The organism is Staphylococcus edaphicus (assembly GCF_002614725.1).
GTDB lineage: Bacteria > Bacillota > Bacilli > Staphylococcales > Staphylococcaceae > Staphylococcus > Staphylococcus edaphicus.
Genome location: NZ_MRZN01000004.1, coordinates 1 through 12,256 on the forward strand (window position 1 = coordinate 1; position 12,256 = coordinate 12,256).

Annotated in this window: 12 protein-coding genes and 1 rRNA gene; 2 read left to right on the forward strand and 11 right to left on the reverse strand. The window is 32.0% G+C overall.

Annotation, left to right across the window (positions count from 1 at the left end; all coding sequences use genetic code 11):
* From BTJ66_RS03560 to BTJ66_RS03590, 7 genes are all read right to left on the reverse strand, one after another.
* Positions 1-89: ribosomal RNA gene (locus BTJ66_RS03560) — 16S ribosomal RNA — on the reverse strand; the annotation flags it as partial.
* Positions 90-582: 493 nt separating this feature from the next.
* Positions 583-1,647: an Mrp/NBP35 family ATP-binding protein gene (locus tag BTJ66_RS03565; RefSeq protein WP_099089622.1), complete on the reverse strand. Its 1,065-nt coding sequence runs from the start codon at positions 1,645-1,647 to the stop codon at positions 583-585.
* A gap of 242 nt (positions 1,648-1,889) precedes the next feature.
* On the reverse strand, positions 1,890-2,348 hold the full coding sequence (locus tag BTJ66_RS03570) for a SepA family multidrug efflux transporter (protein ID WP_099089623.1): 459 nt from the start codon (positions 2,346-2,348) through the stop codon (positions 1,890-1,892).
* A 176-nt stretch (positions 2,349-2,524) separates the two neighbouring features.
* On the reverse strand, positions 2,525-3,862 hold the full coding sequence (sdrM, locus tag BTJ66_RS03575; protein WP_099089624.1) for a multidrug efflux MFS transporter SdrM: 1,338 nt from the start codon (positions 3,860-3,862) through the stop codon (positions 2,525-2,527).
* A 177-nt stretch (positions 3,863-4,039) separates the two neighbouring features.
* Positions 4,040-4,723 (reverse strand): PAQR family membrane homeostasis protein TrhA, encoded by a 684-nt coding sequence (gene trhA, locus BTJ66_RS03580; RefSeq protein WP_099089625.1) that lies wholly within the window; start codon positions 4,721-4,723, stop codon positions 4,040-4,042.
* 16 nt (positions 4,724-4,739) lie between these two features.
* Entirely contained in the window at positions 4,740-5,927 is a 1,188-nt protein-coding gene (locus BTJ66_RS03585) for a UTP--glucose-1-phosphate uridylyltransferase (RefSeq protein WP_099089626.1), read from the reverse strand.
* 115 nt (positions 5,928-6,042) lie between these two features.
* Positions 6,043-6,546, reverse strand: coding sequence for a metal-dependent hydrolase (locus tag BTJ66_RS03590; RefSeq protein ID WP_099089627.1), 504 nt, complete (start codon positions 6,544-6,546; stop codon positions 6,043-6,045).
* 175 nt (positions 6,547-6,721) lie between these two features.
* Between BTJ66_RS03590 and BTJ66_RS03595 the strand changes: the two genes are divergently transcribed.
* Complete coding sequence (locus BTJ66_RS03595; RefSeq protein ID WP_099089628.1) at positions 6,722-6,982, forward strand: SunI/YnzG family protein; 261 nt, start codon at positions 6,722-6,724, stop codon at positions 6,980-6,982.
* Between the two features lie 228 nt (positions 6,983-7,210).
* Positions 7,211-7,522 (forward strand): heme oxygenase, encoded by a 312-nt coding sequence (locus tag BTJ66_RS03600; RefSeq protein ID WP_099089629.1) that lies wholly within the window; start codon positions 7,211-7,213, stop codon positions 7,520-7,522.
* A gap of 108 nt (positions 7,523-7,630) precedes the next feature.
* Here BTJ66_RS03600 and BTJ66_RS03605 read toward each other — a convergent pair whose 3' ends face one another.
* The 4 genes from BTJ66_RS03605 to BTJ66_RS03620 all read right to left on the reverse strand — a co-directional run bounded on the left by BTJ66_RS03605 (position 7,631) and on the right by BTJ66_RS03620 (position 12,229).
* Positions 7,631-9,004 (reverse strand): YjiH family protein, encoded by a 1,374-nt coding sequence (locus tag BTJ66_RS03605; protein ID WP_099089630.1) that lies wholly within the window; start codon positions 9,002-9,004, stop codon positions 7,631-7,633.
* Between the two features lie 208 nt (positions 9,005-9,212).
* Positions 9,213-10,175 carry a FecCD family ABC transporter permease gene (locus BTJ66_RS03610; RefSeq protein WP_099089631.1) on the reverse strand — a complete coding sequence of 321 codons (963 nt, stop codon included), beginning with the start codon at positions 10,173-10,175 and terminating at the stop codon, positions 9,213-9,215.
* Complete coding sequence (locus BTJ66_RS03615; RefSeq protein WP_099089632.1) at positions 10,172-11,206, reverse strand: FecCD family ABC transporter permease; 1,035 nt, start codon at positions 11,204-11,206, stop codon at positions 10,172-10,174. The genes BTJ66_RS03610 and BTJ66_RS03615 overlap by 4 nt, the downstream gene beginning before the upstream one ends.
* A 12-nt stretch (positions 11,207-11,218) precedes the next feature.
* Positions 11,219-12,229 (reverse strand): ABC transporter substrate-binding protein, encoded by a 1,011-nt coding sequence (locus BTJ66_RS03620; RefSeq protein ID WP_099089633.1) that lies wholly within the window; start codon positions 12,227-12,229, stop codon positions 11,219-11,221.
* Positions 12,230-12,256: the final 27 nt, after the last annotated feature.

Here is a 12,256-nt window from a genome sequence, read left to right on the forward strand (position 1 = left end):
GGAGCAAGCTCCTTATCTGTTCGCTCGACTTGCATGTATTAGGCACGCCGCCAGCGTTCATCCTGAGCCAGGATCAAACTCTCCATAAATGAATTATGATGTTTGATTAGCTCATAAAATACTAATTTGTGTTATCTCTAACACTTGTTTTGAACCAACAATTTAATGTTGCGTTCGGAATTAACGTTGACATATTGCAATTCAGTTTTCAATGTTCATTTGAATAGTTGCTTTAATATCATACCATTTTTGTTAAACTTTTGTCAACAAAAATTTAGTATTTCTTAATGCATCTTTAACACTACTTTAACAATATTAAATTATCATTTACATGATTTCAAGTATATTTTTTACACTTTTCATAACTTGTTTAAATAATGTTGTCGCCGTTTTTGACGACTTTTAAATAATATCAATTTCACAAAGGAAAGTCAATATTTATTTAAAATTTTTATAATTTCTTTCTCACTTAGTTAATAAGCAATTGTTTGTCACAAGAAACTATTCTATCATCTATTAAAAAAATTGCAATGAAAAAACGGATAGAAATTAAAATAATTTCTATCCGCTACCTATTAATGCTTATTTTGTTGTTTTATTAATAATTTGCTGGGCCATTGATTGATATATTTCACCAAGACGATCATCTGGTTGATAGATTGATGGAGCAAAATCTTTTGGATTCCAAGATGGTTGTTCTAACGGAAGATGTCCTAGTAAATCTGTTTGTAACTCTTCGGCAAGTTTTTCTCCACCACCAGTACCAAATACATATTCCTTATTTCCTGTTTCCTTACTTTGGAAATAAGACATATTTTCAATCACACCTAAAATCGAATGTTCTGTATGTTTAGCCATTGCTCCTGCACGTGCTGCAACAAATGCCGCTGTTGGGTGTGGTGTTGTAACAATGATTTCTTTACTTGAAGGTAGCATTGTATGTACATCTAATGCTATATCACCAGTGCCCGGTGGTAAATCTAAGATTAGATAATCTAAATCCCCCCATCTTACTTCTACAAAGAAATTAGTTAACATTTTACCAAGCATTGGTCCTCTCCAAATAACTGGCGCATTCTCCTCTACAAAGAATGCCATGGAAATTACTTTAACACCATGACGCTCTACTGGAATAATTTCTTTCCCTTGCACACCTGGTTTTTCATCTATGCCCATCATATCTGGAACGCTGAAACCATAAATATCGGCATCAACTAATCCCACCTTTTTGCCTTCACGTGCTAATGATACTGCTAAGTTTACCGCAACTGTTGACTTACCAACGCCTCCCTTTCCGGATGCGATAGCGATAAATTCAACAGGATTATCTTTTGAAAGCAAACCTTCTATCGTTTGATTTTCATTTTGAGCAGATCCACGATACTGTTCAACGACATCGCTAGGTAGCTCTTCGAATCTAATACCTACAGTATTAGCTCCATTTTCTTTTAATACTTCTACTATAGCCATTTGTAAGTCTAATTGTGGTTGACCACCTAATTGAGCCATCGCTACTTTCACACTGATATGCTCTATTTCTTCTTTTATAGTAACTTCTACTATGCCATCTGTTTCCTTTAATGGTACATCTATTATTGGGTCTTTTAATTCTCCAACAAGCCCTTTAACTTGCTCTATCGTTAACACAAAGCGTCCCCCTCTTATTTTAAATATCATTTATATTCTAACAAATATAGTTATAGTTTGCTTTAACTGCTTACACTAAGTATAAATTTAATTTACTTAATAAAAAAGCAGTTAGCTCAATTTATTCATAAATCAGAATAATAGGCTAACCGCAATTGACTTTAAACTACCCATTCGCATTACGTTTAATTCATAATATAAATAAATTATTGAACACTTTTACCATGTTGATTTATTAATAGCTATCTATTTTTTTGATTCAGATTTTTGCTATCGGGATAAAATATTTCTTTACATATGAATAAAAATCCAATAATTACCACGATTACCCAAAAGTCTATATTTATATAGGTATAGTGTAAATGTACGATAAAATAAAATAACAATGTAGTTACTGAAAAAGTAATTAATTGAAAAGTAAGTCCTTGAAAATATGGATTTTCAGGTAATTTTTTTCTAAAATAGTCCATTAGATTTTCAACAATAAATAAATTGAAATAGCCTAAAACGATATAACTTCCATAATAAATCAAATTATCATAAAAATTTTTATTATATCCAAAATAAGCAAGATGAAAATAAATCAAAATTCTACTCAATCCATATAAGCCAAAACCTAAAAATGTTAAAAAAATGGCTCCAGAAATAATAAATACAGAAAGTACAATAAGCGTTGTTAATAAATACTTAAAATATTTCATTGCTTACTGTCCTCCCTTTCTAATTATTGATTCACTTTATAGTTAAAGATAATCTTGCAATTTTTAGCGTGAATGAATGCATTTATATATTATCATTATAATGATGCACCACCAAATACATATCCAAATCTTATATTCAATTAAACTGTACATTTGTTTAAACTTTTGAGCGATTCTTAGATTCGTCTATCCTGCTCCTTATACATAAGCGACCACAATATGATAAGCGTAATTAATATAACAAGACTCACTAAGATAATGTTATGAATATGTAAGCCGAAAATTGTGAACGAAAATGCATAAACATAGCCCATAATGGTTGATCCCATTGAATTACCTAAACTTTTTGTTAGTGTATATAATGACATCATACGTTTCATATTTTTTGGAGATGTTTCTTCTTGTGTTATGACACTATCTTTAGTATAAACTGTACCAAAACTAATCCCTGCTAACAATAAACTAAAAGCAATAAAAACTGGTGACTCTGTACCGATAAGCACCAAAATGCCACAAAGCATCAAACATGTAAACGCAAATAAATATAATGTTTTTCTAGTCATTGTAGCTTCCAATTTATCAAGATTAAAATTCAATACTAACCAAGCAAATGAAATTGGGAAAATAACAAATCCACTTTGCAAGGGTGATAAACCAACATCCTCTTGTAAATAAATCGGCATATATAAGTTGTATCCCATAAGTATAATGGCATAAGCAAAATCAGTAAAAAATATTAATACAATCATTTTATTAAACTCTTTTACAGGAATAAACGGTGTTTTTATTGTCTTTTCATTCCTATATAATATAATGCCAACAATTAATGCTAATATGATTGAAATCACATTCAAGTATATATTCGAGGTGTACATTACTGCAAAAATCAAAAAGAATACAAAAATATAAAATAAAGATAGGCCCCTCACATCTAATTTAGATGTTGCTGATGAACTTTCATTTTCAAAATGAAATGTAATAATCACAAGTAACATCGCGAAAATTGCAATAGGTATATTCACGAAAAATAACCAATGCCACGTAGCAAACTCCAAAATACCACCACCCAAAACTGGGCCTATGATACTTGATATGCCCCATACACTGCCAACAATACCCATAACCTTATAACGTAATGGAATCTCAAACGCAAGTTTCGGGACAATTTGACTTAATGCCATCATGACACCGGCACCTAAACCTTGTACAAAACGGGATAGAATTAAGATAGTATACGTACTACTTAGTCCTGAAAACAGACTACCTAAAGTAAACAGTAAAAGTCCAAATAGTGTAATATATATTATTTTGGTACGATCTAACAATTCACCAACGATAGGATTCGCTATAACTATTGCAGTAAAATATACTGCAAATATTAATGAGATAGATGAAGTTACATTTAAATCACTTTTTATAGTTGGCAAAGCCAAAGAGACAATTGAGGTTTCTATCGCTGACATAAACATAATTAATATCAACGCAATCATAATTCCTAATGATCTTATATTCATATATTACTTCCTAACCCTTAAAATTTCTTACCATATCATTACTACTTAATCATGATTTATTTATAAGTTCAATATATTTATTTAGAAATTTCTTTTCACTCATACACATACAATTCATCGTTCATTAAAAAATGCTGCTAACAACATCAATAGACATTGTTAACAGCATTTACCATGTTACATAAAATATATAATTGCTACAAAATGAAATACTGATGCAACAACAATAAAAAAATGCCATATCATGTGGAAATACGGATGGTCTTTTTGTGCATAAAACCAAGCACCTACTGTATAGGCTATACCACCAAACAGTATAAATAGCATAAATAATAATGATGAATCAAAAATGATTGTTGGTAAAAAAAGCACACCAATCCATCCCATTACTAAATACATAATTAAACTTAACTTATGATTAACATTTTTTGCCAACGATTTATACAAAATGCCCCATATCGTGATGCCCCATAAGACTACCATGGATGACCAACCAATCCAACCACCCACTAATGTTAAACAAATTGGTGTATAGGTTCCTGCAATAGCCACATATATCATACCGTGATCTATGATTCTCAGTATATATTTATGTGCCGATTGGTTAGGCATTGCGTGGTATACCGTTGATGATATAAACATTAAAAAAATACTTATGACATAAAGTGATACACTAAATGCACCTAACACGCCGTAATCAAGAAAACTATGTATCGCTGCATAAGGCAACGCACATAACGCTATAAAAGCAGCTATACCATGGGAGACTGAATTACCTATTTCTTCCCCAAAAGTTAAAGGCATAATGTCTTTAAATGTTTTAACTACTTTATTATCTTCAGCTTCTACTGAATGAGACATGCATGTAACCTACCTTCTATATCAAATTCATGCGTTTTAAATCCGCCGTCGCTGTTTCCACACTATCTTTACCTTCCTTATTCTTAAGAGGCGAAAACTCTTCATCCCTTGGTACTTGCAAAGTTAGGAAACTATGCGCATATTGGAAAATATCAAAATAAAAAAGTTCAAATTTTAAAGTTGGAAGTTCAATAACTCCAAAATCTTCATCTAATTGTTTTAAATTTTTGATCGCTAAATGATAAGGCAATTCATTATCCACGACATTATTAATAAAAGTAACTTTAAATGAATGAATACCAATATTCGCATTATTAAACTCATTAGCAACTTCTGGATCTAATTCCGAATATTCCAAAACTGTATCTTTTTGATTAGCATTCACTAGTCTGCCAACACTTTCTCCATCTTTAGGCTGTATAGATTTAGTAGTTATATCCATACTGTTTTGGAAGGTATAGCCAGCAAATAATGGATCCAAGACTTTAACTAGTACATTATCAATATTATTTAAGAAAATATACTCGACACCATTTTCCATCATTTCATTTAAATAACCCGCTTTTTCTAATGATTTAAAAACACCACCATTACCATTAGGTGTTTCAAGAATATTGCTATCCACATCTAATACTAATTTACCATCTTCAGATAAAGCGACAATGTTATCTTGTACAAAGAAATGTACATGTTGTCTATCATATCCAAAGTAATTTTTAGATTCAAAATACAGTTGTGTTTCCTTATCATTTACCTTGCTTGTCATAATATACCAGTCTACAAATTGGCCAGTTCGTTCTTTTAATGCAAGTAATTGTTTCGCTTGAATTTCAAACAAACTCGTATCTTCTATTTCAAACGAACCTTTCGGTCCTTTGTATCCTAACCTTGTTCCTTGTCCGCCAGCCATTAATAAGACTGCAAATTTGCCTTGTTTAATCGCATCAAGACCAATTTTCTCATACTGTTCAATTTCATCCGTTGAAAATTCATTTTTAATATCATATTTTACTTCATTAATAGAAGAAACGTCATCAATGACGCTTTTATTCACGTATAAATCGTTATACATACGTTTAATATCTGCTAAATTTAATGCATCAAGTTTTTCAGATAATTGTTCTTTTTCATTTGAACTCATTAATTTTTCAAACTCAATAAGATGTTCTTGATTAAACTTTTCTAACGCTTTCTTATCTAGCATGCTCTCTCTCCTTAATATCCAATAAATTAGATAAATTTTATATCTTATTTATACTTTGGATATATAATTTCACTATATGTACTCTATATTATTATGATTCTTAGCACAACCATAATTATAACCAATTCATCAATAGGTTGTTAAAAAATGGTTGGAAAACAACATAAATTGCACCAATCGCCAATGCACTAGCCAATGACAAATCTACTAGTCCACCCGTCTTAAATACCAACGGAAATCTCACACTCAATGGTATCGGGTAAAATAACTTAACACCTCTTGGCGTTAACATATCTAGTATAACATGCGAGAGCAAACCTAGAATAATTGTAGTCAAATAGTATATTGGTGCTTGTATGATGTAAAGTAAACATACGATAATTACAATAAATAGCAATGAATGTGTAAATGTTCTGTGTCCAAATATCATTCTAATAAAAAAACTAATTAGTTTAAATCGGCTTCCAATTTTACTTTGTGTATGACAAATATCAGGTATTAAACTTGAAATGATTGCAAGTGTAATAACCGTAACTGATGTAAACAAATCTGTATGAAAATATTCTATAGTTAAAGCTCCGACTAATAAGCCGCACGACGCATGTGTTTTACCTGTCATTTTCACTTCTCCTTATCACTATTATTTTATCATATTCACATTAACAACGCGAACGTACTTTCGTATTTTTCTATGAGTATAACCTATTTTTAAAAAGTATCACACAATGACTTGAAACCGTTTGCAATATATTGTATGATGTAGTTACAAATTATTTAAAGGATGTGTTCACGTAATGGCAATGACAGTAAAAAAAGATAACAATGAAGTAAGAATTCAATGGAGAGTTGCAGATATTAAAATACCAACAAGTGATATTAAGAATATTTCACAAGATCAAAATATCCATGAGGTACCAAAACTTGATAGAGATAAAGTTTCAAGAATAGGTTCTACATTCGGTAAAACAAACCGTGTTATTATCGATACTGATGACCATGAATACATTATTTATACTCAAAATGATCAAAAAGTCTATAATGAAGTTACTAAGTAATCATTCAAATTACGATAACTATCTATTGATATAAATGCGCTATTGAAAGTTAAATTAACTTTCAGTAGCGCTTTTTTTCGATGTTTCCTTTATTTGATATATAGTATTACTAACTTAAATCGTAATTATGGTAGTTAGACAAATCTTCTAATTAATAAGTATTCTCAATTATTTTCTAGACTTAACCATGATATACTAGATTTATACTTATGAAAGAAGGTGTACATCATGTACGTTGTTACAAATAGAATAGATGTAAAAAAAGGATTTGCAGAAAAAATGGCGCCCAAATTTACACAAGGTGGCAAAATCCAAGAATTAAAAGGCTTTCAAAAAGTAGAGGTATGGCTTATAGATAACAAAGAAGATTATGATCAAATGTATATAAATACTTGGTGGGATACCAAAGAGGACTTTAATGGTTGGCTAAAGAGTGATGCTTTTAAAGAAGCCCATGAAGGAAAATCAACAACTGAAAATGAGGATTCTCCTATTTTAGGCAATAAAGTTGTTAAAGCAAATGTAATTTCTAAACTCTAACCATTAATTTAGTTAAACTCATGCCATTATTTATTTCAATAGCATAAAAGGAGCAACGACTCATTATGTGTCGCTGCTCCTTTTTATGCTATTTGCTTTTTAACGACCTTAGTTAAAATATAAATGTGCCATTAATGAAATAATTGGTAAGGCAATGATTGTTCTAATTAAGAAAATAATGAAAAGTTTAAAAATGTTCACCGGTATCTTAGAACCTAAAATCACACCGCCTACTTCCGATAGGTAAATTAACTGAGTGATACTCAAGGCACCAACTACAAATAGTGTTACGTCATTCCCTACACCTTCAATTAAAATAGAAGGTAAGAACATATCAGCAAAGCCAATTAGCACTGTTTCAGATGCTTGTACTGCTTCTGGAATTTGCAATAACTCTAGATAAGGTACGAATGGTTTACCAATAATTGCAAATAGCGGTGTATAGGTTGCAATTATTGTTGCCAATGTACCCACACTCATAACAACAGGTAAAATGACAAACCACATATCAATAACCGTTTTAAAACCAGATTTAAAAAATAATTTAAAGCCTGGTGCTTTAATTCCTGTTTCCGTGGCCATATCAAATCCATGTCCAAGCGCAGTTTTATTTTCAGGTAACTTTTCAGTTCTCATATCTTCAGAAACCTCTTTAGCATACTCATCTTTAATAGATTTGAGTGGCCAAATTCTCGGTAATATAAATGCACACACTAAACATGAGATAATAACCGTTAAATAAAAATAGAAGAAATGATTTTGCATGTGTACTGTATCAGCTACTACAATTGCAAATGTTAGTGATACAACACTGAATGTAGTTGCAATCACAGTTGCTTCACGTCTCGAATAAAAGCCCTCTTCATATTGTCTACTTGTAATTAATACACCTACCGTGCCATCCCCGATAAATGATGCTAAATTATCAACGGTTGATCGACCCGGTAATGTGAATAATGGCCTCATTATCGGTCTAAATACTGGGCCTAACAATTCTAACAAACCATATTCCATAAGTAATGGTAAAAATAATGCAGCAAAGAAAAATACTGTAACCAAGGTTGGTAATAAGCTTTCAAATACAAGTCCACCTGTATCTGCAGAATAAATTACCTTAGTCCCAATTTTCAAATATGTAATCCACACAAAAACGACTGCTAATATTCTTAAAAATAACCATACAAATTTAACATTAAATGCATTATACATTAATCCATCTGGCGCTAGTTTATTTTTAAATACAGTAGAACATAGTATTGATAAAATACCTGAAATCGTAATAATGATCACAATAACCAAAGGCATTGCATTTCCAATCATATCTTTTAAAAGTCCTGCCAAAAATGCTACAGGTAATGTTGTTTGCTTTTCGCCATCTTCAGTCACAGTGATTGGTATCAAGAATAAAATTATTCCAAATAAAGACATGATAATAAATTTAAGTCTACCGCGTATAATCTGCGCTTTACTATATTGATTCACTCTATTCACCCCTATGGTGTTTAATTTAATGTACATTTTAAAAAAACAACAGCTATAATTATAACCTATTATGTATAAATATGTAAATTGGTAATTTGTGTCTTTTTATTGTTATTTTAAAAAAGTAGAATCAATTCTATTGTGCATAGAATTAATTCTACTTTATATGAATGCGTTTACTTTTGCAATTTTAATCATAATTCCTTGATTAAATTTTCCTTAATAAGAATAAAAAGTAAGGAACACCTATGATTGCAACAATTACACCTACCGGAATATCCAGTGGAGGATATATCCCTCTAGCCAAACAGTCACTGATTGACAGAAGCAAAGCACCTATTAATCCGGACATCATTGTAATGTGCATATGTTTATGCCCCACAATGCTTCTCGCAATATGTGGTGCAATTAATCCAAGAAAACTAAGTCCACCTACAATAGATATTGAAGCACCTGCTAATATAACTGCTAATAGCAACAATATCATTTTGATCTTTTTCACTTTCGTACCTAGTGCAGTTGCAATATCATCACCTAAAGACAAAATATCGAGCTGGTGACAATAATACAAAATGATTGGCAGCGTTATGATAAACCATGGCAAAATAACCCAAACGTTCATCATGCTATGCCCATAAAGACTACCAGTCAACCATACTAATGCAGTATTAGCATCCATTGGATTCCGTATTAATAAATATTGAACTATCGCTGTACAAATTGCACCAATAGCTAAGCCTATGAGTGCAAGTTTTGATCCTTGGACATTAAATTTAGATATAAGTACTGTTAATATTAAACTGATACATAATGCCCCAGCAAAAGATCCAAACGGTAAGATAAATAAAGGAGCGGAAGGAAATACCATAATAATCGTTACTGCCGATAAACTCGCGCCCTTTGTTATACCAATTACATCTGGCGACGCTAGTGCATTTCTAACTACACCTTGAATCAGTGAACCAGAGATAGCTAAACTACTACCAACAATAATAGCCAAAAACATTCTAGGGATTCTATACTCATTTAAAATAAAATTATCATGCCTAAATAAACTGTTTACCGCTTCAATTGGATTAATAAATACGGCTCCGATAGACAATGATGCGATTGCAGAAATAATTAATAAAATCGTCACGATACTATAACGCATCACGAATTTACCGCTCATAGTCTATCAACTCCTTTAACCGTTATTAATAAGAAGTACAATGCGCCAACAAATGAAGTAACAATCCCTACAGGAGACTCAAAAGGGAACGCAATCAATCGACTCAACACATCGGATAGCAATAATAAATCTGCACCTACAATCATTGTCAGTGGGACCATCAATCTATAATCCGTCCTTATATAATGTTTGACAATATGCGGTACAATCAAACCAACAAATCCAATGGGTCCAGCAATTGAAACCGAGGCGCCAGCAAGTACAATGACTAATAATCCCGTGATAATTCTTATCACTTTAACATTTTGTCCAAGTGAAGTAGCTAAATCTTCACCTAGTTCCATGATAGTAAGTTGCTTTGCAATCGCAATTGCACCTATAAACGCGATCACAAGCCACGGTATAATTCCTATAATTTGTGGCCATTGTATTGTTGATAAAGACCCTACAAGCCAAAACATGACTGTTGATGTAGCATCTTCATTTAAGAGAATGATTCCCTGAGTTAAACTAGAAAAGAATAAATGAATAGCCATACCAGCTAATGCTAGTTTAACTGGTGTCATGCCTTTTGTTGATCCGGATAGTATATATACCGTCACCCCACCTATAAATGCACCTATAAATGCAAGTATCGTTGCATAAGCAGAGAAAACAGGTGCTATCATCGTAATAAAGACAATTACAAACGAAGCGCCTGCATTTACCCCGAATATTTGAGGTGATGCTAACGGATTTCTCGTCATTGCCTGCATTAACAGACCTGCCACTCCAAGTGCAGCACCAATAAATAAACCTGCGAACATTCGTGGCATGCGAACATTATGTATTAAAAATGTATGCTTTGTATTGGTATCGTGACTTACATAATCTATGAAATCATTCAATGTAATATGTGAAGCACCAATACTTAAATTGAAGTATATAATGACAAAAAGCGCACACACACTCACAATAAATGTGAGTGCTGTACGTTTTTGCGTCTTTTGTTCTATAGCGTTTGTCTGGTTAATGCTATTTGATTTAGTCATTTACCTGTCACCTTACTTTTGTTGATTATCATTTTTCTCTTCTTTAGAAATTTCTACTAGTTGTTTAGCAATTTCCTCTGAAGAAATGATACCACGCGCGCGTGCCCACGTATTTCGATCCACTACGCTAACACGATTATTTTTCACTGCATCTAAGTCTTTCCATACAGGATCATTTTCTTGTTTTTTAAGATTCGGATCATTTTCACCTTTGTCCGCCATAATAAACATGCGTCCAGGATTAATATCTGATAATACTTCAGCATTTAATTGTAAATAAGGACCTTTCAGGTATTTAGATAAATTATCCGTTTCTGTTTTATTTAAAGCGTTATTAAAACCTAGTTCTTTTAATAATTCACCTACATACGTATTCTCAGGGTGTGCTAACAAACCAGACTTAGCTACTACAGCTGGCAACACAGGTTGTGCTTTATCCATTGAAATTTCTTTGCTGTATTTATCCATTAATTTATCATGTTCTTTAAGTCTCTCTGTACCTTTATCTTCTTTACCAACTGCTTTAGCAATCGTCTTAAAGGCTTCTATATTATCTTTATAGTCACTATCAAAGCTTGGTAACATGATCGTTGGAGCAATTTTCTCTAAATCTTTTTGAATACCTTTATGTCTATTTGTATCAGCAATAATGACGTCTGGTTTTTGATTACTAATTTCTTCTAAATTGGGTTGCTTACGAGCGCCTACAGATGTATAATCTCCAATTTCTTTACGAATTGGTTCTAAGATTCTCTTCTTATCTCCATCATCTGCCACTCCCACTGGTTTAACATTTAAAGCAGCTAATGCATCAACAAAGGAGAATTCAAGTGCTACTACACGCTTCGGATTTTTGGCAACTTTAGTCGTACCCCCATCGTGCTTGATTGTCACACCATCTTTATTGTCATTATTTTTATCCGATTTACTCGAATCATTATCACTGACATTACCACAGGCAGCCAACATGACAATTGTTAAAGTTAAAAACAGGATACCCATAATCTTATAACTATGCTTCATCGTTTTCACTCCTTATATATGTATCAT

What these genes read in the sequence shown, in the direction of transcription:
- BTJ66_RS03610 (WP_099089631.1), bottom strand. Translation starts at nt 10,175, where the DNA reads ATGAGCGGTAAATTCGTGATGCGTTATAGTATCGTGACGATTTTATTA.
- BTJ66_RS03590 (WP_099089627.1), bottom strand. Translation starts at nt 6,546, where the DNA reads ATGACAGGTAAAACACATGCGTCGTGCGGCTTATTAGTCGGAGCTTTA.
- BTJ66_RS03600 (WP_099089629.1), top strand. Translation starts at nt 7,211, where the DNA reads ATGTACGTTGTTACAAATAGAATAGATGTAAAAAAAGGATTTGCAGAA.
- BTJ66_RS03585 (WP_099089626.1), bottom strand. Translation starts at nt 5,927, where the DNA reads ATGCTAGATAAGAAAGCGTTAGAAAAGTTTAATCAAGAACATCTTATT.
- BTJ66_RS03620 (WP_099089633.1), bottom strand. Translation starts at nt 12,229, where the DNA reads ATGAAGCATAGTTATAAGATTATGGGTATCCTGTTTTTAACTTTAACA.
- BTJ66_RS03615 (WP_099089632.1), bottom strand. Translation starts at nt 11,206, where the DNA reads ATGACTAAATCAAATAGCATTAACCAGACAAACGCTATAGAACAAAAG.
- trhA (WP_099089625.1), bottom strand. Translation starts at nt 4,723, where the DNA reads ATGTCTCATTCAGTAGAAGCTGAAGATAATAAAGTAGTTAAAACATTT.
- BTJ66_RS03595 (WP_099089628.1), top strand. Translation starts at nt 6,722, where the DNA reads ATGGCAATGACAGTAAAAAAAGATAACAATGAAGTAAGAATTCAATGG.
- sdrM (WP_099089624.1), bottom strand. Translation starts at nt 3,862, where the DNA reads ATGAATATAAGATCATTAGGAATTATGATTGCGTTGATATTAATTATG.
- BTJ66_RS03570 (WP_099089623.1), bottom strand. Translation starts at nt 2,348, where the DNA reads ATGAAATATTTTAAGTATTTATTAACAACGCTTATTGTACTTTCTGTA.